This is a genomic window from Bythopirellula goksoeyrii, from assembly GCF_008065115.1.
In the GTDB taxonomy this organism is placed as follows: domain Bacteria; phylum Planctomycetota; class Planctomycetia; order Pirellulales; family Lacipirellulaceae; genus Bythopirellula; species Bythopirellula goksoeyrii.
The window spans coordinates 6168524-6191573 of record NZ_CP042913.1; the positions used below are offsets into that span (position 1 = coordinate 6168524).

Below are 23050 nucleotides of genomic sequence, written 5' to 3' on the forward strand. Positions count from 1 at the left end.
TTAGAAGAGTGTTATTTATCCTACCCAGATGGGTTTCCTTCCACTAGTCTCAAATTCTCAACACTAACTTGGCTCACTCCTTTGTCAGCACTTCCAGCATTCCTCGACAAAACTCTGGCAGGTCATCGGGCTTGCGGCTGGAAACGAAGTGTCGGTCGACCACTACGGCGGCGTCTTCCCAAATGGCGCCGGCGTTGACCAGATCGTCCTTGATGCCGAGTGAGCCTGTGACGCGCACTCTCTGATACACGCCTGCGGAGATCGGGATCCAGCCACCGTGGCAGATGGCGGCGATCAGTTTGCCAGCCGCGTCAAATTGACGCACGAGGTCGAGTACTTTGTTGTCACGACGCAGTTTGTCGGGCATGAAGCCACCCGGTACCAACAGACCGTCGAACTGGTCGGCCTGCACGTCGGCAATTGCGGCGTCGGACGTACAAGGGTAGCCATTCTTTCCCTGATAATGCGCGCCAGCCTCCGGACCGGCAACCACGACCTCGGCCCCTGCTTCGATCAGGCGCAGCTTGGGGTACCAAAGTTCGAGGTCTTCATAGATATCTCCTACGAAAGACAGGATACGTTTTCCTGTGAGTAGTCGGTTCATAAATTTGTTCTCCGTTATCCAGAATCGTGTCTCGCACTGACGTGGAGACGCAGAGAATACCAAATTCCTTCCCTGCTGTCTCTGCGCCTGTGTGAGAGATAATTCTTTAAGAGAAAATCATTCTGCGATACAATACTTGCATTGTTTCCACCTGAGCAAAATCATAGACCCTCAATCACGAAAGACCTCCCTGCCATGCTACGCCTTCATTCACCATTCCTATTATTCGGAATTGCCATTGCCATGTCTGTCGACTCTCGGGCCCACGATGCTGACTCGCCGAAGGAGGCATCGGAAAGTGTAGTCAGCATGGCCTTCGGGTGGCCCTTTCTCGATCCCACTACGATGGAAACACAGGGCGGTACAACTCAGGGGAGCAAGGTTACATTGGCTGGGGAACCGAGCGAGGCTTGGGAGAAGATTCGGCAACCTGATCTTTCGAAGCAAGAACGAGATCGTATGGCCGTCCTGGCAATGGCGGGATCGTTTCGAGTCAGCTTTCAGTTCATTGAATCGATGGGTTTTGCCGAGGACTATAAGCCAAGTCGGCCCTACTTCTCGTGGGCCACCGAACATGTTCGTGTACTAGCCGACACACCGACTTTTGTCAGTTTACAACATACGCTGGTCATGTATTTCGAGGATGAAGAAATGGGGGGACCGATGGTCATGAAGCACTGGCGGCAGGACTGGACTTACGAGGACCGTGAACTGGTTGTCTATCGCGGGCATTTGGTTTGGGAGAAAATGAAACTCGCGGAAGAAGAAGCTTCCGGAGGCTGGTCCCAAGCCGTGTTTCAAGTGGACGATTCGCCTCGTTACGAAGCGTTCGGGCGCTGGGAACATGAAGCCGGTTTTTCTCGCTGGACGAGCAATGATGCCTGGCGACCGTTGCCTCGTCGCGAGTTCTCGGTTCGCGACGACTACAATGTCTTGGGCGGGACGCAGGCGATCACGATCACACCAACCGGATGGGTGCATTTCCAGGATAACTGCAAGCTGCAAGTCGATAGCAAAACCAACTCGCCTCGCAGCGTCGCCTGCGAAATAGGAATCAATCGCTACGAACGGATCCTTGAGCCAACCATACAAAAACCTGCCGACGCGTATTGGGCCAAGACCGGCGACTATTGGAAGGAAGTGCGTGGCGCATGGAAAGATATTTTTCGCACACGCGACCGGTTTCAGCTGAAAAACCAAGCAGACGGCAAGAAACTCTATGAAGAACACTTCGGCTACGCAGCAGAGATTGAAGCAACAGACAGCTACGACAAGGAAAACGGTCGGACACATGCCCAGGAGACAGTAAATAGATTCCTGGAAAACCTCTGAACTAAACTATGCCCAGAATGTATGGACCTGCGAATTGGTGTCGAAGCCTCCCAGTCAGTGACGATAATATCGCTGGCGGATGGATTTGGATCCGTCGTGCTAGCAATGCTGCGCAGGTGAATGATAAGAATTGGGAGGGGTTTACGATGTTTTGCTCAGAGTGCGGTGCCAAAGCCGCAGGAAAATTCTGCTCGTCGTGTGGTGCAAAGCTGACGGCAATGGATTCGGCAGCAATCGAGACGATCGATCTTCCGATCGACTGGTCCGATGTGAGTGACTATGAAACCCTGCTTCGCATTCCCGAGGTCCGTGATCGAATCGCCGAAAGTGCGGCACAGTCAAAAAAGTCACTCACCGGCGAAGACTTTCTCGACATGTATGGCAATGCCCTGGGAAAGCTTGCCGGGCTCCCCATCAAGTTGCCGATGGCAAGTCTCGCTCAGTTCGCGCAATCGACCTACGCCAAATTGGGTGTGAAGACAGGCAAAGAGAAGTCGAAGTTTGTGGTCCAGCCACCAGGCAAAGTGATCGTCTCTCTACTATGTTCACTTGCACGGTCTGGCCGCGCGATACGTGGCGTCCATCAACTCGCCGATGGCTGTGTGATTGTGGCGGCTCTCCCTTCGGATATGCTTGCTCTCGAAGGAGAATTGATCATCAAGGTGTGCCGCAGCCCAGGGGGTACGCAAGTCGAAGCCAAGACCGAGATCCCCGGCCAGATGTTTGATTGGGGCAAGAGCACCCGTTGTTTGGAATCGCTACTGAGCGAGCTGACAAGGGTTGCTGCGTAATCTCGGGACCAACCTCGCGAGGTCGATAGCCTGCTATTCTGCGCGGTTTACATTTCGTTGCGCCAAGTATCGCACATCTCGGGGAGCCATCTCGAAATAATCTCGAAATCGTCGGTTGAAAGTTGCCAAATTGCTGAAGCCAGAGCGGAAGGCAATATCGGCGATCGTTAAATGGTCGTAGGCGGGATTTGTGAGAATCTTTCTGCATTCTTCGAGCCGACGCTGGGCAACCCAGGCGGCAAAGCTGATTCCACTCCGCTCAAGCACTGCATGCAGCCAACGCTGCGAGATCTTTAGGTCCTTCGCAGCTTGCTGCGCCGTAAGACTTGGATCTGTCAAGCGCGCTTCGACATAGGAAAGAATTTGTTGCCGACGTACTTCGCGCTGAGTTTCACGGCGCGACTGATGTGCTTCGGAACTGGCACCGACGGCCAAACCGATCAGTCCATACAAATGTGTCAACATGGAGCTTTGTTCGCTCGGTTCGAGATGCCTCGCTTCAATGAGCAGCGCGCGCACAAAGTCTGCAAGGATAGCGCCAATGCCTGAATGGCCAGAGATTCTCATACCGAGCGAACGATCTGGTGCGGCAATCATTTTGGCTACGGATTCTCGCGGCAAACTCCACGAGAGCAGATGGTAGTTGGCGGGATGCACAATGTCGAACGATTGGGAGCTGTCGAACAACATGAGATCCCCTGCTTTCCAAACCTCTTCGCGGCCGGCATGACGACTTCGGCAATTGCCTTTCGCAAGAAGTGCAAGGTTGTAAGTATCTTGAAACCATGAAGGTGAAGGAGTACTTACTACTCGGACTGGCCTGGCACTGGCAATTTCCATAACTTGAGAATCGGCGAATCGGCTTAAGCCAAGCCATGCTGGCCGAGGCTGCTCCTGGATCCAATCCAGAGAAATGCCGGAGTAAAACCCGCATACCACATCACGCCACTTTTCAGGTCCGAGAGCTTCCGTTGAGAAAGTCAGCTTCCTACTTTCTTGGCTATTTCTTTGCATGTCATTCATGAGTACTCCTTGTGGAAGTTTCCCGAACGTCATGGTGCGGCCGTGCGTGCACAGATTGGGGCATTCTAATGCACAAAATGAGGAGAAGCAAATAATCCCTCGGGGTAAGCTAACTTCTTGAAACTAAGAATCACTCCTTAAAGTTGTTGAATAGCGTGAGAAACTGGACTTTCGCCATTTCAGTCTTGAATAGGCGGCGATGTCACTTCTTAGAGGAATTGCTTGCCGCCCCACCGAATGCGAGCGACCATCTCACGAGTTGTCCTACTGTCGACATGATATCGAACGGAGGTAGAACTCATGATCAACAAGACTTCTTGTCCACACGTCCTCTTCCTGCTGGCGCTCAGTACTGGAGTCTCAGCCGTACCCACTCAAGCGATTCAGCTTATCGAGTTGTCTACACAACTTGAAAAGCTGTCGGGTGAGGTCATTGCCGATAACAATCGGCTTGCTCCTGGAGGAGATCTAACCGAGTCTGAATCGCGAGTAGGCGATGTCGCCGTTGCTGCTTCCCAGGCAACCTTAGAACTGATGCCGATCAACGAGTATGTCGTTGGTGTGGCAGATATTCCCTCCGGTCCATTACAGGTCTTGGGAGATACTCGCTGGGTGGTCAAGACTTCAACTACGCTTCACATTGGACCGAACGACTGGCACTTTGCGGATTCGTTTGCAAACTTTACTAACACCCGTGGGAATGAAAAGTATTTTGTTTACGCAGTCGCACCGAACTCGGCGAGCGGATTCGCACCACTTGATGTGGGACCAAGTGCTGGTGGCGGGAATGGTATCCGCTTGCTGATGACTGGCTATTTCAATGGCGGGATCTACACCGATCACTTTTTAAACGACCCAACCGTGCCACATTTTGATATCGGTGACGGTTTTGGGGACATGTTTGGCGTGCCACCTGGACCGACCTTCCATGAGACCTTGATGCAGTTTAACCAAGGCTTTGCCGTCGTGGTCGATCTTGATGCGGCAGGTGTCGCTGTGGGAGAGGAGTATATTTTCCACGAACACTTTCAGCTAGGTGTTGGACCGGGCGTGTTTCTCGAGCCGCTCGAGGAAGCTTTCGTGACTATCGATCCGGTGATAGGCTTTGCTGTTCCTGAGCCTGGGGCAGGATTGCTAGTGCTGGTTGGGATCGCGTTGTTAGTTCTGTGCTGTGAACGATACAGGTGCTCACAAATCGCAGTTTGGGCGTTGATCTTGGCCTTCGTCTCGCTGAACGTCTTCGCGGCAGGCTCCCTGCAGGCAGCACCGGTCTACTTTGACTGGTCATCGACCTCCAGCGGTTCAGCCGGAGGCATCACCGGGTCCATCTCGTCAACCGTCACTTCAGGCGAGTTTGACGTAAATCTCCAGCCTGCCACCGATTCGGCCTTTGTCGCGTCTTACGGCGAAAGCATCCCGGTTCTCGACTACGGCGCACCTTCGAGTGCGCTGCCGGGCGACGTACAGACAGACATCAACTTTTCTGATGCCCTTCCCACCGGATCAATCCTGTTGGCCTTCGACGTCGACTGGAACGGCGAGACCTTCACGATCTCCTCGGACATCGGAATTCTGACGCTCCTTGACCAAGGCGAGACGACTGATGGAGAGACTTCGTTTCTTCCGATCTATGATTCTTTGACCGGACAGCTCGTCGAAAACAGGCCCGGCGGCGGCGGAAACGAGGAAGAGTACTCTTTGTTTGATGTCTCCGGCGTGTCGTCTCTATCGATCGACTATTTCAACGGAAGCCTCGACTCTGCCTCACGCATCGCCATCGGCATTCCAGTTCCAGAGCTGTCGACAGGGGCACTGTTAACGTTCGCAGCTACGTGGTTCGTAGGGTGGGGACTCGGAGAGCGAAGCGGACGAACCAACGTTTTCCAGAGGCATCGGCATTGAGGAGGAAGAAATGTATACGAGGACACTTTTCTTGACGATCGTAATCACCGGTTACCTGTTCGGCGAGATCGCGCGCAGTGATGACGTCTTCTGGGACGGCGAAACCAGCAGCGACTGGCACACAGGCACGAACTGGCAGCCGCAGTGCAGCGGGCAGTTTTGCCTGCAGTCGCCGCCGGGTGTGGGCGATAACGCGATCCTTCAAAATGTCGGTCCCTTGGGCAGCGACCTCGCGAGTCTCTCCGATGACGTCAATATCGATATCCTAGCCATCCGAGATGGTGTCACCGTGAACACCAACGGTCACACACTACTAGCTTTAGTTCATACATACGTGGAGGACAATGGTACTGCCTTGATCGTTCCCGATTCCCCCAATAGCTCACAAGCTTTTTTCACGTTTGCATTGGATATTGCCGATGGAGGCAGCGTCGAGCTGGGCGGGCTGGGACAAGCAGCGGCTACCGTGGAAATTGGTGGACCGCAATCGACGATCGGTGCAGGGAGCTCACTGGCTGGCAATGGAACGATTAAGTTTGACAACTTCCAAGGCAACTCAGAAACCGTCTTGCTAGACAACAGCGGGACCATTCGACCACAGAACGGATTCTTGTCGCTGTTGCCAGTGGGAGCGAGTAGAGGCGTCTTCGATCTCGATGGCGCGAATGAAGACGGTGTTCTGGATGTGGACGATGGTTCGTTTCTTGCAACCAGCGTGCGACTCAATGTGTACGGCCCCCTGGCCGATTCGTTTACCGGCATCCTGCAAATTGGACAAGACGATCAGGCCCACTTCGCTTTTCCCTGGCGGCTGGGAAGCAGCAACCAAGTGCTCAACGCCGGTCTGATTGAAATGAACGGCGACAACGGCACGGCGACGCTATCGGGCGAGGCCCTGGAAATGTTTCACAACAACGCCAAGTTGAATGTCCTCTCGGGCAAGGCATCGCTTCTTGGTCCCGTCACTGTGACACGCGGCCAAGTTAATGTAGCTCCGGGAGCCACAATTCACTTCAGCGAAAACTCGTGGATTCGCGAGAACGGAGAATTTGTCACAGGGGATCATTACGATTTGATTGTCGATAAGCTGCTGCGGATCGACGATCCGCATATCGACTGGGATAGCCCTTCTCCCGGAAGCCATACGACGACCATCAACTCCGGTGGCAGACTCGAGATCAATAGCAACACCATCGACCCGGGCAACCCTTTCCCCGATAACGAATTCCGGGGGACCTTGGAGGTCAACGGCGGAGAACTCAGAATGGACATTTGTTGCCAGTGGGTGTTCGATGGCCGGATGATGCTCCAGTACACCAATGGCTCGGAAGCAACAATCCAGGGGGCGCCTTTTATCCTTGGCGATGGCTTCGACACGGGCAACGACGCCCTAGTCGAAGTGAGTGGACCAGGTGCCTCAGTGTTCAACGCACCGGTTGTGTTTCGGGGCGATGCGGAACTACAGATGGACTACGGATCGCAGTTGGAACTTCTTGGCGATTCGGATTTCGAGCAGGGCGTTCAAATCAGCGGGCCTGGAGAGCTTGAGAACCTAGTTGGCACCATGACCTTTGCTGGCGGTATCGCCATTTCCGCACCTTTGATTAATTCCGCAACACTGGTCGTCGGTGGTGACAATCAGGTGGGCGTTTTGACCACGGCTGGGTTTACTCAAACGGATGCGCCGTCGGTCCTCGGGGTCGAGGAGAGTCTGAACCTTGAACTCCAGAGCACAACACTCGGTGACTTTGATCAGTTGATTGTCAATGGCCCGGCATCCCTTGATGGGATGCTCGCCGTCGATTGGCTGGGCGCGAGCATGCCGAGCCTGGGCGATTCGTTTCCTATCCTTTCCGCCACGAGTGTTACAGGTACCTTTGAAGAACTGATGTTGCCTCCAGTTGCCAGTGGCCACGCTTGGAGCATTCAATACAACCCAACTTCAGTTGTACTGGAGGTCGTCGATCCGACCCAGCTCACCGCAGATTTCGATCAGGACGGCGACGTGGACGGAAATGACTTTCTCATCTGGCAGCGAGGTGGGTCGCCGAATGGAATCAATAGCGGTGACTTGGCGCTGTGGCAGTCACATTACGGCGCGCCGATTACTGCTGCGACGGCTGCGGTCCCCGAGCCGAGACCTTTGGTTCTGTTGTCACTCTTGCTCGTATCGCTCCGAGGGCAGTTCCTCAGTAGGATTGCCTGGTGATCCCTTCAAAAGCTTCTCAGTACCACGACCTAGTTGCTCGCAGACTTCAATTTCCTCGCCGAATTCGACAGAGTGCGGCTCAACACGTTCAAAAGTGAATATTGCAAGCTTTCCTGTTCAGGGGTTGGGGAACACAAATATGTTGGCAAGGGCTGAGCCCACGCCAGCTTTCCCTCACCTCAGTGCAGTCAATCCTTGGGGCTAGTCCATTCAACGCAAAAGTTGTAACCTACGAGTGTAGTAAATATCCGCGAGGGCAGGCTGGCTGCCTCCCAAGATGCATGCCGTTTCATCATTCTTTAACTGGGGAGGCGGAAGCATGCCAGAGTTCAATCGACGTCGCTTTCTCGCAGTATCTGCGGGTACTGCCACACTCGCTTCCAGCATAGCGCCTCAGGTAGTTCGAGCCGACGACGCCACACCGCCGCCACCGCAGATGCCGATCGGGAAGACGGGCATCGTCATGTCCCGCGTCGGTCAGGGAACCGGCATGCATGGTGGTAATCGTCAATCGGATCATACCCGAAAAGGCTTTGAGAATTTCGTTGCGCTCATGCAACACGCTTACGATCGCGGGGTTACGTTCTTCGACTTGGCCGATTTGTATGGCTCACATGTCTACTTCCGTGAAGCATTGAAGACAATACCTCGCGACAAGGTCTCGATCCTCACAAAGATCTGGACACGATATGACAGCGCCTGCACACCTGACGCGCCCAAATTCTGCAAGCAAATCGCCAAAACGACGCTTGATCGCTTTTGCCATGAAATTGCCACCGATCATTTGAATATTGTCCTCTTGCATTGCATGATGACACCAAATTGGCCCGATCAGTTGGCACCTTACATGGAAGCCCTCGACGAAGCGAAACAGCGGGGACAGGTTCGAGCCGTTGGTGTCTCCTGTCACGATCTTCGAGCCGTGGTGACGGCCGTCAATTCTCCCTGGGTCGACGTGATCTTGGCCAGAATCAATCCGTTTGGTGCCAGAATGGATGGAAATCTGGAGGATGTGGTACCCGTATTGACCAAGGCTCGCCAGAATGGCAAAGCGATCTTAGGGATGAAGATTTATGGCGAAGGCACGCTGGTGGACAACAAGGAAGAGTGTATTCAGTTCGCTCAGGAAAACGGTTTGCTGGATGCGATGACCGTTGGTGCTGAGACTCCCGCACAGATGGATGAAACTTTACGACTCATCGCGAAATATCCCGTCAAGAAGCTTATAGGCTAGTTTTTATCGTAGCTGACAAGTGCTTTTTCGCGGTTTCGTGCTGCTGGCAAGTGCCAGTGGCCGAACACCCGTGTGCTGTTCGCACTAGCAATTGCTTCGTATCGAGTTCAGTGATGCATTTCTTCTTGGGCACCTGATTGAACAGAAAATGAACAGAGTTGCAGCGACGAAAAGAAGAGAGCTGCGCGGCTCGGGAACTGCGGATAGAGAGGTAGTGGCGAGTGGTTGGTAGGTTTGTTGCCAGGCAAGAAAATCTGCACCATCAATATCGGCATCGCTCCAATCAAATGAGGCGCCCGACGCGGTATCAAACTCTGCTCGCCACTGTTCCAAATCTGCGTCATCGACATCACCGTCGTAGTCAAAGGCTCCTAGGGATGCGAGCAAGCTCCCATCGGGATTGTGGGCCACACTGTCGAGATAGATCGTCGGTGGCACCTTCAAACTGGATCGAATGTAACACTTCAGCCATCTGAAATGTTACCGCAAAAGAAAGATTTCGCGTCGTTGTTAGTCGCTTGAATAGAGACGAAATGCCGACATCTGCCAGAGAGCAATATAATTCATCCCCGGTTCGTTAAATCCCACTGAGTCAGACGGACTGGACAATGCGAAGGTGGATATCGCAAATTGTGCTCTGCTACGGAGGCGGTTTGCATTGCGGCTAACCGTTCAATGCATCAAGGTGCCAACAACAATCTACCTGGATTGGCCAGGTAGCGCTTCACGTCGTTGAGGAACCTTGCCGCTGCCGCACCGTCGACCACGCGGTGGTCGTAGGTTATTGAGAGTGGCATTATCAGGCGGGGTTCGAGGCTTTCTTTGACGTACATCGGCAGCGTGCGACTGCGGCCCACCAACAGGATCGCGACCTCAGGGGGATTGATGATCGGCGTGGAATATGTGCCACCCACTGCGCCTAGATTGCTGATCGTAAACGTGCCACCGCGCAAGTCCTCGATGACGAAAGTCCCATCGCGGGCCGCTTCTGCCATCTTGGCCATCTCTCGAGCGATGGACGGGATGCTCTTGCGATCTGCGTCGCGCAGCACGGGTACGATGAGACCCTTCTCAGTATCCACCGCGATGCCAATGTTCACGTATTCCTTGTAAATGATCTCGTCGCCTGATTCGCTCACGGAGGCGTTGACAATGGGATGCTGCTTCAGGGCAGTTGCGATGGCCTTCACCAGAAACGGCATGGAAGTGAGCTTGACACCTTGCGAGGCATAGTCGTCTTTGCTGTCTTTGCGAATCCGCTCGAGTTCCGTCACATCCACATCATCGAAATTCGTGAGCTGGGGGATCGTCGAATAGGACGCGAACATGTTGCGGGCGATGGTCTGCCGCAGGCGAGACATCTTCTCGCGCCGCACAGCACCATGGCCATCACTGTCGGGAGTACCGGGGGGAGTCACACCTTGCGCAGCGGACGAAGCCGCTTGGGCATTGCTGGCACGGACGTGAACTCGAACGTCTTCTTCCGTGATGCGACCGCCGCTGGCTGGTCGCACACGCCGTAGGTCGACGCCCAACTCGCGAGCCAATCGCCGCACAGCAGGTCCGGCAGCGGCGGGCGCATGTCCATCGCCTGCCGTGGCTGGGATTTCTTTCACTGGCGCCGGTTTCGGTGGCGCTTTCGCGACTGATTCTGGCTCGACAACGGTAGGAACGTCGGTCTCGGGGGCGGGGGGGATGTCTGATTCAGAAGTTTCTGGTTCCGAAGTCTCTGGCTTCGGTTCCGGGGGAGCTTGCTTCTTCGCGGGCTTCTCCACCTCAGGTGCAGGTTCAGCAGCGGCCTTCCCGTTCGAAGACCCTTCCCCCGCTTCGATCTCCAGGATCGGCGCACCGACCTCGACGGTATCTCCTTCCGAGACGAGCACTTTCGTCACCTTCCCCGCTTCGGGGCTCGGGATCGGCATCGTTGCCTTGTCGGTCTCCACTTCAATGAGATCTTGATCGACCGTGACGGTATCGCCCGCGGCGACCAAGATCGAAAGCACGTCGCCCGATTCAATTTTCTCGCCCAAATGGGGCAGTTTTATTTGTGTTGCCATTATAAGTTGTTAGCTATTAGCTGTTAGTCGTTAGCTATTGTTCAGTGAAAATTGGTCGTTCCGATTACTAGGCGTACAACGCGGAGGGCTTATCGGGGTCGATATCGAGTTCTTTCACGACACCCGCAAGTTTCTTTTTGTCGAATTTGCCTTGTTCGCTCAATTGGGTCAGGGAGGCCAGAGTGATACACTCGGCGTCGACTTCGAAATGTCGTCGCAGAGCCTCGCGGGATTCGCTGCGGCCCATGCCATCGGTTCCCAGAGTAAACAAGTTGGGAATCCACGGCATCAGCTGATCGGCGAGAATCCGCATGTAGTCGCTGGCCGCGATCACGGGATCTTGGCAATCGCCGAGTTGTTCTTCCACGTAGGACAAACGTGCCTTCTTGCCAGGATTGAGCATGTTCCAACGCTGGCACTCTTGAGCGTCGCGTCGCAGTTGGGTGTAGCTGGTAACACTCCAAACGTCGCTGGAGACGCCATACTTTTCGGCCAGGATGCCGGCGGCACGCAAGGTTTCGTTGAGAATCGGACCACTACCAAAGAGTTGCACTCGCTTGTCATTTTCTTTGCCTTCGGCTTCGTGACTAGCACAGCGATACATACCCCGGATGATGCCTTCCTCGCAACCTTCCGGCATCTCAGGCATCAGATAGTTCTCGTTCTCCAGTGTGATGTAGTAGATCGCCTGTTCGTTGTCTTCGTACATACGCTTGAGACCGTCGAAGATGATAACCGCCGTTTCATAGGCAAAGGCCGGATCGTAGGCACGGACCGTTGGGAAGGCCATCGCGTTTACCAGACTGTGACCATCTTGATGCTGGAGCCCCTCACCGTTGAGGGTCGTGCGCCCCGCAGTGCCGCCGAGCATGAAACCCTTGGCCCGCATGTCAGCTGCTGCCCAAATCAGATCGCCGATCCGCTGGAAGCCGAACATTGAGTAGTAGATGAACATGGGAATCATGTTCACGCCATGCGACGAGTAGGCTGTGCCTGCTGCATTAAATGACGACATGCTCCCCGCTTCGGTAATCCCTTCTTCAAGGAGCTGTCCATCTTTGGCTTCTTTGTAGAATGCCACCTGATCGGAATCGACGGGTTGGTAAAGCTGGCCGAGATGGGAATAGATACCCACCTGGCGGAACAGACCTTCCATACCGAATGTGCGTGATTCGTCGGGAACGATCGGAACGATGTTCTTGCCGATCTCTTTGTCACGCAATAAATCGCCTAACAAACGGACAAAGCCCATCGTGGTCGACATCTCTTTGCCGGGACCCTTGCTGACCAACTTCCCCATGGTCTTTTCGTAGTCCGTCAGACGGGGAACCTTCAACTTGATCGGCTCGGTAGTGCGACTAGGTACGAAGCCTCCCAACTCTTCGCGCCGTGCGCGGAGATATTTCATCTCGGGACTATCCTCGGGTGGCTTATAGAAAGGTGCTTCGGCTACCCGTTCGTCTGAGATGGGGATGCCAAAGCGGGTTCGGAATTCGCGGAGCTCTGCTTCGTTGAGCTTCTTCTGGTTGTGGGTGATATTGCGACCCTCGCCCCCTTCACCAAGTCCATAGCCCTTGATGGTCTTGGCGATGACGACGGTCGGCTTGCCATTGCGCTGGCAAGCCAGTTGATAGGCAGCAAACACCTTCTCGGGGTCGTGCCCACCGCGACGCATTTTGCTAAGCTTTTCGTCGGAATAGTTCTTCACCAGTTCCAACAATTCAGGATATTTGCCGAAGAAATCTTTGCGGATAAAGTCGCCAGGCGAGACAACATATTTCTGGTACTGGCCATCGACGACTTCCATCATGCGCTGAGCAAGGAGGCCCGTGTCGTCATCTTCCAGCAGCGGATCCCAATCTCCACCCCAGACAACTTTGATGACGTTCCAACCTGCACCACGGAAGGCACCTTCGAGTTCCTGGATGATCTTACCGTTGCCGCGGACCGGGCCGTCGAGTCGTTGCAAGTTGCAGTTGATGACAAAGATCAGTCCGTCCAAATGTTCTCGCGAGGCAAGGGTGATAGCACCCAATGACTCGGGCTCGTCGCATTCGCCGTCGCCGAGGAATGCCCAGACGCGTTTTTGTGAGCAGTCGACAATACCGCGATCTGTCAGATATTCATTGAAACGCGCCTGATAGATGGCCATGATCGGCCCAAGCCCCATCGACACGGTGGGGAATTCCCAGAAGTTGGGCATCAGCCAAGGATGGGGATACGAGGAAAGACCCCCTCCTTCGGCCAATTCGCGGCGGAAGTTGATCAAGTTCTCTTCGGTAAGTCGTCCTTCCAAATAGGCGCGAGAGTACATGCCAGGCGAGGCGTGTCCCTGGAAGTAAACTTGATCGCCGCCAAAACCATCTTCGCCACGGCCGCGGATGAAGTGATTCAGGGCAACTTCGTACAGCGTGGCTGACGAGGCGTATGTGGAAATGTGACCACCGGGAGCGGCCGGATCGCGGTTGGCACGGGTGACCATGGCCATCGCATTCCAGCGAATGAAGCTCTTGATGCGTCGCTCCATTTCGCGATTGCCCGGATAGGGAGGCTGCTTCTCGCGCGAGATGGTGTTGTAATAGGGAGTGGTGGCCGTGAAAGGCAGATCCACCCCATTGCGATGGGCCGTTTGCTCCAGAGCAGAGATCAATTGCTGAAGCCGCTCAGGTCCCTTGCTTTCGAGCACGTAGTCGAGCGACTCGAGCCACTCTGCGGTCTCGGCGGGGTCGCTGTCGTTGGGAATCGGCGACTTGATCATCTCTGCTTTCATTTCTGCCATAAAACGGTTCCTAACGTATCTGTTTTACCTCGCGTCCTAGCTGCAATAAATCAGACGCGGATTGCCGCGGATCCATGGGATCTCTGCGGATTCGTGTTAGTTAATGTTTGGAAACTAATTGCCTGAACATCCATCCAATTGTATCGCTACCTATCTCCGGGGAAATTCTCACCTGTGGCAATCCTGCAAAACCGCGTTTATCTGCGACTTTTTACTTTTCGTACAGTTCAGTTATTTCCTCTTCGGACGATAAACCTCGGTTGCCGTACCCAGGTAAACTTCCCCGGCGAAAGCCACTGTTTCACTTAATGTGGGATGGGCATGGATCGAGTCGGCGATGTCACGCACGGTGCAGCCCATCTCGATTGCGACGACTGCCTCGGCGATTAATTCACCCGCCCCAGTACCCACGATGCCGCAGCCGAGGACTCTGTTGGTTTCGGGATCAACAAGCCACTTGGTCAGTCCATCGGTCTTGCCGATAGCAATAGCCCGGCCACTCGCTTGCCAGGGGTATTGTGCGATTGTGACGTTGATGTTGTCTCGCTTGGCCTCGTCCGCGGTAAGCCCGGCCCAGGCTATTTCTGGTTCAGTGAACACGACCGCTGGGATTGCTGCCGCATCAAAGGCAGCCGGTTCGCCAGCGAGAACTTCGGCGGCAACCTTCCCTTCGTGCGACGCTTTGTGCGCAAGCATCGGGTCTCCAGCCACATCGCCAATTGCCAAGATATGTGGGTCGGAGGTTTCCTGTCGTTCATTCACCTCAACGAAGCCACGCTTGTTGACCGTCACCTTGGTGTTCTCCAAGCCAAGACCCGTCGAGACAGGGCGGCGACCGACCGAGACCAACACACGATCGAAGGTGAGTGTTTGCTTCCCATCGGCTCCTTCGACCTGCACTTCAACCTGTTTGCCAGTGTCTTCGAGACCCAGCACCTTGGTACCAAGGTAAATTTTGTCGAACAGTTTTTCGAGTCGTTTGTGCAGCGGTTTGACCAAATCGCGATCCGCTCCGGGAAGTAAGCCATCCATGAGCTCCACCACGGTCACTTTACTGCCGAGCTCCGCGTAGACAGTGCCCATCTCCAGCCCGATATATCCGCCGCCGATCACCAGCAGCGACTTAGGGATTTCTTCCAGTTCAAGTGCGCCGGTCGAATCCATCACGCGTGGCGAACCAAGTTTGAACATCTTGGGCATCGCGGGAACCGAGCCGGTCGCGAGGATGCAATGGTCGAAGGTGAGTCGCTCGCTTTCGTAAGTTTCTGGATTGCCCCCTTCGAGTTGAAGAGTCTGAGAATCGACAAAGATTCCTCGCGCGTTGACCACCTGCACATTCCGCCGCTTGGCCAACTGGGCCAACCCACCGGTGAGCGTGTCGATTACTTTTTCTTTGCGGGCACGCAAACCGTCGACATCGAGCTTCATCTTGCCGAAGGTGACACCCCACTCGCTCATGTCGCGAGCTTCGCTGATCACCTTGGCCACATGCAACAGGGCTTTGGAAGGGATGCAACCACGTATGAGGCAGGTTCCTCCCAGCCGCGGATCCGCCTCGACAATGGTGACTTGCAGCCCCAGGTCAGCGGCCATAAACGCGGCAGCATATCCCCCGGGACCTCCTCCTAATACGACAACTTGCGAGTGCATCAAACTGGTTTTCCACGGTTGTATAGGTCCTGCCCCGCGCAAGACAGAGAAACCCCCAGTTTACCTGAACGGGGCGTTCTCACAATGCCTAAGAAAGGGGCGAATGAAAGGAAGAAATGGAGAGAAAATCACAATCTGACATGAATGTCGGGGCTATTGCTGGATACCCCATATAATCCTGAGAATTCTGAATGGTGGCCCAAAGATTCTTGAACAAATCTGACTCGCAAGAATATCCTCACAAATAGTTTCAACGCATATTTCTTCCAGGCGGAGCGATTACCATGTCACGTCTTTTCAGATTGCTATTGGGCACGCTCGGATGTTTCCTCTTCGTCATAGTCATGGCGTCAGCGGAAGAGACGGCTTCGACTTCCGAGACTGTCGAACAACACCTGATCACCCTTCCAGTGAAGTTCGTCAACCAAGAGGGGCGGCCTGTGGGCGATGTCGAAGTGAGCCCCTGGGCACTTAGAAGCTCCCAAGGTCACGGACAATGGAACGATGAGCGAACAGGGTATCCTGTACCGGAACAGGTGAAGTCGGATGCCAATGGTATGGTGGAGGTGCAATATCCCTTCTATGCCAACCCAAAGGAACATGTGCTTACAACACAGGTCACTCTGTCGGTGGACCATCCCGAGTATGTCTTCAAGAGCCATCAAAATATTAATGTGCCCTACGAGGAGGACGAACCGTTTCTTGTCGAGCTGGAGAAGGGTGTTACCGTCGAGATCGAACCGATCGAGAATGGCAAACCAACCGACTTGAAGGCTCTTCATTGTCTATGGTCTGATGGGCGAAGTTGGTTGTCGGGAGCTAGCCCGACCGTGACACAGCAAGGAACACTGCGCATCCCTCCGCTTTCTGAGGGCAAATCTCAGGTGCTGTTGGTTCGACTCGATGGGGAGCATGCAACTCATTTCAGCCCGATCGACACCGTGGAGGGTAAAGCCGGCGAAGTTGTGAAACATCGCTTGGAGCTGCTACCAGCGGTGCGTATCACTGGTCGATTGAGCGACAACGTCCCTCGGCCAATTCACAATGGCCGCGTGTGCGTTTCGACTTTGCCGGAAAAGCATCACCTTCATAGCGTTGATTGGTGGTCTTGGTCTCCGATCGCAGAAGATGGAAAGTTTGTGATCGAGCGTTGGCCAGCCACACAACCGATACAAGTAACGGCACTCTGCGATCACTACATCGCTCGGTCGGGCGACACTCCCTCAGGTATCGAGCCGCGCGATCCGGACCCGTACTGGCGCCCTCAAACCTTTCAACCGAGCCAGTTCTCCGAGGAGCTACTCATCGAGATGCAGCCCATGGTTCGCTGAGAAATCGAAGTGGTCGATCATCGCGAGCAGCCCGTCGTAGAGGCCAAGATGTTCTCTAACCCCAACGTCGGCTGGTGGAATGGTGGATCACAAATCTACTGTGATTGGCTCTGCCGCAGTGAACGAGTATTGAAAGAAAAAGATTATGAAGCCGCAATCGAAAAACACGGCCCGGTGCCATTTCGTGCTGAAGCAAATCAGCAAGGCCTTGCCACCATGTTCCTACCTGCAGGCAAGCAGGACCTGGGTGTCTGGCACGACCATCTGGAACTCCCTGTAGCTCGCGGAGCAAGACGTAGGCAGGTAGATCTTGTCGAGGGTGAAACCTTCCAAGTACGGCTGGAACTGCAGCCAAAAGGTACAGAATTCCTCGGCGAATGGGACAAGCTAGCCGGAGTCCTTTTTGGCTGCACCGGTGAAGAGTGCCGCCGGTTGATGACCGATGAGGGCTTCCGCAACCGCATAGAAAAGGTTCGCGAGCGATATGCCGAGAGCGACGACCACACTGATCCCGCCCTCTTAACCAATGCCTATTCGATGTTCTCCGATGCCTTTGCCGAACTGGGCGACAAAAAAGAAGCTCAGCTCTGGCGGCGCAAGTCGAAAGAGCAAGCGGAGAAGCTCGAAGGAGAATGACGCTGAATACAATCTTGGCGCTCGATGCAGTGGTCAGCGAGATCATGGCCTAAGCGGCTTGGACATGAAAAGTGCTCCTCCCGCGTCGGCAGCATAAACGGCCTGGGCGAAACCGAAGCGATCGTAGATCGATCGAGCTCGAGAATTATTCTCTTGGACTTCGAGCGTCAGCTTGCAGCAACCAGTCGCTCGTGCTTCGTTCTCTACGGCATCGAGTAACGCTCGTCCAACACCCTGGCCACGCACTTCAGCGGCGACGTAGAAGTCATGGATATTGATGAGCGGCTTGGCGGCAAAAGTTGAAAATCCGCGGAAACAAATCGCGATACCGCAGGGCATTGTGTCACGCGTGGCCAAAAAGATCACAGTGGTTGGGTGACGGACCAAACCTTCGATTAAATGGGAACTCGCATACTCCGAAAGCGGCTTGCCATCGCCCATGGCATCCGAAGCATAGCAGTTCAACATCGCCAACACGGCTGCTTGGTGCACTTCGTTAGTCAAATCCGCCTTAATGAAGTCGATTTCGAGCACTTGAAGGTTTCAGTCGATCTAGAGAATTCTTTGAAGGTCCAAAATACTCCACCTTGTGGACAATTGGTCAACCGACCACCTCGGCCTCCTCCGGAACGATTCGGATCTCGATCCTACTATGCAAAGCACTTGCAATTCGCTCCAACATCGAAAAAGAGTGTCCTTCGTAGTCAGCGCTTTCCAGTTGCGAAATCACTTGTTGCTTCGTACCAACTGCTTTCGCAAGTTCGGCTTGGGTAAGTCCAGCTTGTTTTCTTGCAGCATAAATCATCTCAGCAATCTTGATCTGCCGAGAAAACTGCTGGAAATCAGAATCTCTGTCGGCATCAATACCAGCCTCGTCAATATAAGTATCGAGAGCATCTTTCTTTGGAAGTTTTTTATTCATCTAACACATCCATTGGGTAAGAATGCCGCTTAGGGTCTTTACGATAAGCTGCAAGCCTTGCTACTGCATTTTCAATCTCAGCAGGTGGAACTCGCTTTTCTTTTGTAATGCCATGTGAAACTACAACGAGGCCTTGCCCTGCAAATCCATAAAGGATGCGATAATTCACTCCTTGGTAGGATGGTCTCAATTCGTAGATGCCGTCACGGAGCAGGTCTGCCGTTGGTCTGCGCAGCTCATGGCCTTCGCGTTGCAGGTGTCGCAGGTAGGTGAGACATTTATTACGTACCTTTGGATTCTGTTGTGCCAGCTCTTCAAGCCATTCGTTGAAAGGTACTGTTCCATCATCCTCCCGAAAAAAGTGAATTGTTGTTTCAGGCACCGAGACCTCGTTGCTAATCTCTATACAACAATATTATGATATTTTGGACTGAAAGTCAATTCAACTCACACTAAACACTGCTAGAAAAACAATGGTCATCACTATGCCCCGCACCGTCATTCTCGCCGCTTTTTTGCCTGCAACGCCCGACCGACTTTACGAGATGTATCTCGACCCCAAACAGCATGCCGCGTTCTCGGGAGCGACTGTAGAGATTGGAGAAAGCCCCGGCAGTGCATTCCGTGCATTTGAGGGTATGCTTTCCGGCACGATCCTGCATGTCGAACCGAAGCGACTTATTGTGCAAACCTGGCGATCGGGGAATTGGCCCTCTGATGCGATCGACTCTACTCTCACACTCTCATTCTGTTCAGACAAAGACGGAGCACGGATAGAACTAGTACAAGTCAACGTGCCCGACGTAGACTTTGCCGGGGTCTGCCAGGGCTGGGAGAGACACTACTGGACTCCCTGGCGGGAATATCTTGGCACTGTATAGGAGTTGGTTTTCTTGGAACTGCTAATGGATCGCTGGGCTCCGGTAAAGAACATTACATTTTTACACACAATCAGAAAACATTATCAATTGCTTTACCGAGTTTGTAATGTTCAATACAATAGATTCCAGTTCCGCAAAGATTCTATTTTTGCCTTCTTCTACTTGTGAGCTCCTCCAAAGAATGAACTTGCCTTTCGCTAGCATTAGCTTCACTTGTCTACTGTTTGTCCCAACAGTGGAGGCTGCAGTGGATTTCAGCAAGGAAATTCAACCGATTCTCGAGACATCCTGCGTCAGTTGCCACAGTGGCGAGGAGGCCGACGGCGAGTTGTGGCTCGATACGCGGCAGGGTGCATTGACAGGAGGCAGCGGTGGTCCGGCACTCTTCCCCAGCAAATCTGACGAGAGCTCGCTGTACATATATATCACCTTGCCTGCGGACGATGACCTGATCATGCCGCCCGACGGTCCGCTGGAGAAGACGCAAATCGAGCGTATCAAACAGTGGATCGACGAGGGAGCCGAATGGCCAAGGGGGCTCGTACTCAGCGCGAAGGAAAAGACTCGGCAAGAATCTCAGGCGCCTGACAATCAAGAACTAGTCCAACAGATCTGGGCGAAGATTCACAAGCACTCGGTCGAAACGGCCCAGCCGGATATGAAGGTCTATCAGGAGAAAATCCCCAAGACGGGTGTCGAGTTCTGGATGCAGCCTATTCCTGGCGGGAAGTTTCTTATGGGGAGCCCTTCCGACGAGCCGCTGAGAGAGGCAGACGAAGGCCCCCAAACGCAAGTAACCGTCGCGCCGTTTTGGATGGGTCGGCAAGAAGTTACCTGGGATGAGTACGAACCCTATATGATCACGAAGGTCGACCGGCATAAGAACGGTGCGCGCAAAGACTACGACCCTGTCAAGCACGGCCTCGTCGATGCGATCAGCCAACCGACAGCGCCTTATATGGAGATGAGTTTTGGTATGGGGCAAAGTGGCTATCCGGCCATCAGCATGACGCAGCATGCCGCCAGTAAGTATTGCGAATGGCTCAGCGCACAAACGGGCCATTTTTATCGCCTGCCGACCGAAGCCGAGTGGGAATACGCCTGTCGCGCTGGCTCGACGACGGCTTACTCTTTTGGCGACAACTCGCAGGACCTCGACCAGTACGCCTGGTATTATGACAACAGCAACGAGAAATATCAGAAGGTTGGCGAAAAAAAGCCGAACCCCTGGGGCCTGTACGACATGCACGGCAACGTGAGCGAATGGACGCTCGACCAATTCCTGCCCGATTATTTCACGAAGCTGGCGGGGGATGCTAAAAACCCCTTCATCAAACCCAAGACACTTTACCCGCGTACCGTACGTGGGGGTAGTTGGGACAGCGATCCGGAGCACTTGCGCTCTGCTTACCGCATTGGTTCCGATTCATCGTGGAAGCAGCAAGACCCCCAATTACCCAAGAGTATTTGGTATCATACAGATGCCCGTTGGTTGGGCTTTCGAATTGTCCGTCCGCTCGAAATCCCGAGTGCTGAGGAGATGGATGTATATTGGAATAGTGCAGTGAACAAAAGATGACCAATCACATTTACTCGGCATGGCGCGAGACACCAATGAATCTCAAATACTGGCGGCTAGAGCCGTTCCGCTCAAAATCAGCAAGTCTGCCCTACACTTCCGCCCCCAAATTTCTTTCCACAGAGCAACCATGACTAAACAACCAAGTCAGCAATCCGATCGTCGCGAATTTATTAAGATCGCCGGGGCAGCCTCGGCACTGAGTACTTTGACACTTTCGGGTGTCCACGCTGCAGAGGGCGAGAAAAATAAAATACAAGTTGCCCTGATTGGCTGCGGGGGTCGGGGCACAGGTGCTGCTGCCGATGCATTGTCAGTCAAGAATGAAAATGTTGATTTGCAACTCGTCGCGATGGCCGACGTGTTTGAGGAGCGTCTCGCTTCCAGCTACGAGGAAATTACGAAGTTCGCTGAGAGTTCGCCCAACATGGTCCAAGTCCCCGAAGATCAACGTTTTGTTGGTTTTGATGCCTACCGCAAGGCAATGGATCTCCTTAGTCCCGGCGACATCGCCATCTTCGCTACACCTCTCGCATTTCGGCCAATCCATTTTCAGTACGCAATCGACCGTGGGCTGCATGTATTCATGGAAAAACCGCTCGTAGCCGATGGGGTTTCCGCGAAGCAGATGTACGAACTTGCTGCGCAGGCCGATGCCAAGAACCTCAAATGCGGTGTAGGGCTGATGGTGCGTCATTGCCGCGGACGGCAGGAATTGCACCAAAGGATTGCGGACGGAGAAATCGGTGATCTAGTTGCCATGCGTGCTTATCGAATGCATGGTCCGGTTGGCTCGTGTTTCTCCACCCGCAAACCTGCAGATCGCAAAGAACTCATGTGGCAGATCGAACGGTTCCATAGCTTTCTGTGGGCCAGTGGAGGACTGTTCAACGATTTCTACATTCATCAGATCGACGAAATCTGTTGGATGAAAAATGCGTGGCCTATCAAAGCCCAAGCACTCGGCGGTCGGAATTATCGCGAAAACTACGTCGATCAAAACTTCGACGTCTACTCCGTGGAGTATACATTCGATGACGGAACCAAATTCTTTTTCGACGGCCGCACTATGACCGGTTGCTACAACGACATGTCGAGTGTTGTTCATGGCAGTAAGGGGTCTGCCATAGTCAGTACAGCAGGGCACACACCGGGAAAAGTCCGCATCTTCGGTGGCCAACGGCAAAATCGTCGCGATGTCGTGTGGGCCTATCCTCAGCCTGAACAGAACCCCTATCAACTTGAGTGGCAAGACCTGGTCGACGCGATTGTCGAAGATCGTCCTTACAACGAAGTCCCCCGTGGCGTTGAAGCAAGCGTCGTTAGCAATATGGGTCGCATTGCTGCCCACACTGGCCAGGAAATCACTTTCCAGCAGACAATGGATTGGCCACAAGAACTTGCACCGAACATCGCCGATTTCACCCCCGATGGACCCGCACCAGTGATGCCGGACTCCGCGGGGCGTTATCCATTTCCCATGCCGGGGATTGTCCGCGATGCGGAGTACAAGGTGTTGAGTTAGTCTGCTTGTAAATACTCACCCTGCATGCAAGTGTTGCCTTAAAGATTTCCCACTGATCCGTAGCTCTTCTGGTTTCTATCGCATCTCAATAAGCTCGAACTATGACAACGCTTATTGGATCGTAAGTACGGCTGGCATGTTGACAATCTTCGCGCCCCCGTTTGGCATTTCAAGCCGGTTGTCTACGCAGTCAATCGATATTAGCGAACTCGGTTGAGCATCGACGATATCACTGAAATCGAAAAGATCAATCTCCTCAAGTAGGCCAATTGCTCGAATACTTAGAGGATCAGCACATTCTAATGGAAGGAGTTTCCCTTCGCTCGATTCGCGATTCGGAATCAGGACAATGTCTATCTCATGGGTTTGAATGTGCTTAGAGGCGGTGCTCTCCAAATCAAACTTCACCATATTCAAGCAAGGATAGTCGAATCCTTCTATGCTACTCTGCCCCTTCGTTTCCATAGCCCTATTGCTGCTTTCCCAAGCGATGGGTTCACGTGCTAACAATGGTGAGACAAATAGAGCGACAATTGCAGATGCCAAGTATGCGGCTTGGAATGACCGAGTTGCTTTAGTATTCATGGAGCTAGTT

Annotated in this window: 20 protein-coding genes; 10 read left to right on the forward strand and 10 right to left on the reverse strand. The window is 53.6% G+C overall.

The features are described from left to right. Positions 1–73 precede the first annotated feature (73 nt). Positions 74–604 carry a type 1 glutamine amidotransferase domain-containing protein gene (locus Pr1d_RS24415; RefSeq protein ID WP_148075971.1) on the reverse strand — a complete coding sequence of 177 codons (531 nt, stop codon included), beginning with the start codon at positions 602–604 and terminating at the stop codon, positions 74–76. A 195-nt stretch (positions 605–799) separates the two neighbouring features. On the opposite strand from Pr1d_RS24415, the gene Pr1d_RS24420 reads away from it, so the two are divergent. Next, positions 800–1936 (forward strand): DUF6607 family protein, encoded by a 1137-nt coding sequence (locus tag Pr1d_RS24420; RefSeq protein WP_210417830.1) that lies wholly within the window; start codon positions 800–802, stop codon positions 1934–1936. Between the two features lie 146 nt (positions 1937–2082). Beyond that, a complete protein-coding gene (locus tag Pr1d_RS24425; RefSeq protein ID WP_148075973.1) occupies positions 2083–2727 on the forward strand; it encodes a zinc ribbon domain-containing protein in 645 nt (214 codons plus the stop codon). A 33-nt stretch (positions 2728–2760) separates the two neighbouring features. Here the strand turns inward: Pr1d_RS24425 and Pr1d_RS24430 are convergent, their stop codons facing one another. After that, a complete protein-coding gene (locus Pr1d_RS24430) occupies positions 2761–3750 on the reverse strand; it encodes a helix-turn-helix domain-containing protein (protein WP_168205470.1) in 990 nt (329 codons plus the stop codon). Positions 3751–4050: 300 nt separating this feature from the next. On the opposite strand from Pr1d_RS24430, the gene Pr1d_RS24435 reads away from it, so the two are divergent. From Pr1d_RS24435 to Pr1d_RS24445, 3 genes are all read left to right on the forward strand, one after another. Beyond that, positions 4051–5652, forward strand: a complete 1602-nt coding sequence (locus tag Pr1d_RS24435; protein WP_148075975.1) for a hypothetical protein — start codon at positions 4051–4053, stop codon at positions 5650–5652. 10 nt (positions 5653–5662) lie between these two features. Next, positions 5663–7861: a hypothetical protein gene (locus Pr1d_RS24440; protein ID WP_148075976.1), complete on the forward strand. Its 2199-nt coding sequence runs from the start codon at positions 5663–5665 to the stop codon at positions 7859–7861. 319 nt (positions 7862–8180) lie between these two features. Further along, positions 8181–9095, forward strand: coding sequence for an aldo/keto reductase (locus Pr1d_RS24445; protein WP_168205471.1), 915 nt, complete (start codon positions 8181–8183; stop codon positions 9093–9095). An 84-nt stretch (positions 9096–9179) separates the two neighbouring features. Here the strand turns inward: Pr1d_RS24445 and Pr1d_RS24450 are convergent, their stop codons facing one another. The 4 genes from Pr1d_RS24450 to lpdA all read right to left on the reverse strand — a co-directional run bounded on the left by Pr1d_RS24450 (position 9180) and on the right by lpdA (position 15581). Further along, positions 9180–9533 carry a hypothetical protein gene (locus Pr1d_RS24450; RefSeq protein ID WP_148075978.1) on the reverse strand — a complete coding sequence of 118 codons (354 nt, stop codon included), beginning with the start codon at positions 9531–9533 and terminating at the stop codon, positions 9180–9182. Between the two features lie 242 nt (positions 9534–9775). Then, positions 9776–11152: a 2-oxo acid dehydrogenase subunit E2 gene (locus Pr1d_RS24455; RefSeq protein ID WP_148075979.1), complete on the reverse strand. Its 1377-nt coding sequence runs from the start codon at positions 11150–11152 to the stop codon at positions 9776–9778. Positions 11153–11219: 67 nt separating this feature from the next. Further along, a complete protein-coding gene (gene aceE / locus Pr1d_RS24460; RefSeq protein WP_148075980.1) occupies positions 11220–13931 on the reverse strand; it encodes a pyruvate dehydrogenase (acetyl-transferring), homodimeric type in 2712 nt (903 codons plus the stop codon). A 231-nt stretch (positions 13932–14162) separates the two neighbouring features. After that, a complete protein-coding gene (gene lpdA, locus Pr1d_RS24465) occupies positions 14163–15581 on the reverse strand; it encodes a dihydrolipoyl dehydrogenase (RefSeq protein WP_148075981.1) in 1419 nt (472 codons plus the stop codon). A gap of 284 nt (positions 15582–15865) precedes the next feature. On the opposite strand from lpdA, the gene Pr1d_RS24470 reads away from it, so the two are divergent. Together Pr1d_RS24470 and Pr1d_RS24475 are read left to right on the forward strand one after the other, a co-directional pair. Beyond that, entirely contained in the window at positions 15866–16912 is a 1047-nt protein-coding gene (locus tag Pr1d_RS24470; RefSeq protein WP_148075982.1) for a hypothetical protein, read from the forward strand. A gap of 9 nt (positions 16913–16921) precedes the next feature. Next, the gene (locus tag Pr1d_RS24475) at positions 16922–17548 is read left to right on the forward strand and encodes a hypothetical protein (protein ID WP_148075983.1); all 627 of its coding nucleotides are present in this window, start codon (positions 16922–16924) and stop codon (positions 17546–17548) included. 42 nt (positions 17549–17590) lie between these two features. Here the strand turns inward: Pr1d_RS24475 and Pr1d_RS24480 are convergent, their stop codons facing one another. The 3 genes from Pr1d_RS24480 to Pr1d_RS24490 form a co-directional block, all read right to left on the reverse strand. Continuing rightward, on the reverse strand, positions 17591–18082 hold the full coding sequence (locus Pr1d_RS24480; protein WP_210417831.1) for a GNAT family N-acetyltransferase: 492 nt from the start codon (positions 18080–18082) through the stop codon (positions 17591–17593). 67 nt (positions 18083–18149) lie between these two features. Then, positions 18150–18470 (reverse strand): helix-turn-helix domain-containing protein, encoded by a 321-nt coding sequence (locus Pr1d_RS24485; RefSeq protein ID WP_148075984.1) that lies wholly within the window; start codon positions 18468–18470, stop codon positions 18150–18152. Beyond that, positions 18463–18852: a type II toxin-antitoxin system RelE/ParE family toxin gene (locus Pr1d_RS24490; RefSeq protein ID WP_148075985.1), complete on the reverse strand. Its 390-nt coding sequence runs from the start codon at positions 18850–18852 to the stop codon at positions 18463–18465. The genes Pr1d_RS24485 and Pr1d_RS24490 overlap by 8 nt, the downstream gene beginning before the upstream one ends. A 103-nt stretch (positions 18853–18955) precedes the next feature. On the opposite strand from Pr1d_RS24490, the gene Pr1d_RS24495 reads away from it, so the two are divergent. The 3 genes from Pr1d_RS24495 to Pr1d_RS24505 all read left to right on the forward strand — a co-directional run bounded on the left by Pr1d_RS24495 (position 18956) and on the right by Pr1d_RS24505 (position 22455). After that, positions 18956–19351, forward strand: coding sequence for an SRPBCC domain-containing protein (locus tag Pr1d_RS24495; RefSeq protein WP_210417832.1), 396 nt, complete (start codon positions 18956–18958; stop codon positions 19349–19351). A gap of 247 nt (positions 19352–19598) precedes the next feature. Then, on the forward strand, positions 19599–20930 hold the full coding sequence (locus Pr1d_RS24500) for an SUMF1/EgtB/PvdO family nonheme iron enzyme (RefSeq protein ID WP_238476586.1): 1332 nt from the start codon (positions 19599–19601) through the stop codon (positions 20928–20930). Positions 20931–21060: 130 nt separating this feature from the next. Continuing rightward, complete coding sequence (locus tag Pr1d_RS24505) at positions 21061–22455, forward strand: Gfo/Idh/MocA family protein (protein WP_148075988.1); 1395 nt, start codon at positions 21061–21063, stop codon at positions 22453–22455. 111 nt (positions 22456–22566) lie between these two features. Here the strand turns inward: Pr1d_RS24505 and Pr1d_RS24510 are convergent, their stop codons facing one another. Further along, a complete protein-coding gene (locus tag Pr1d_RS24510) occupies positions 22567–23040 on the reverse strand; it encodes a hypothetical protein (RefSeq protein ID WP_148075989.1) in 474 nt (157 codons plus the stop codon). Positions 23041–23050 lie beyond the last annotated feature (10 nt).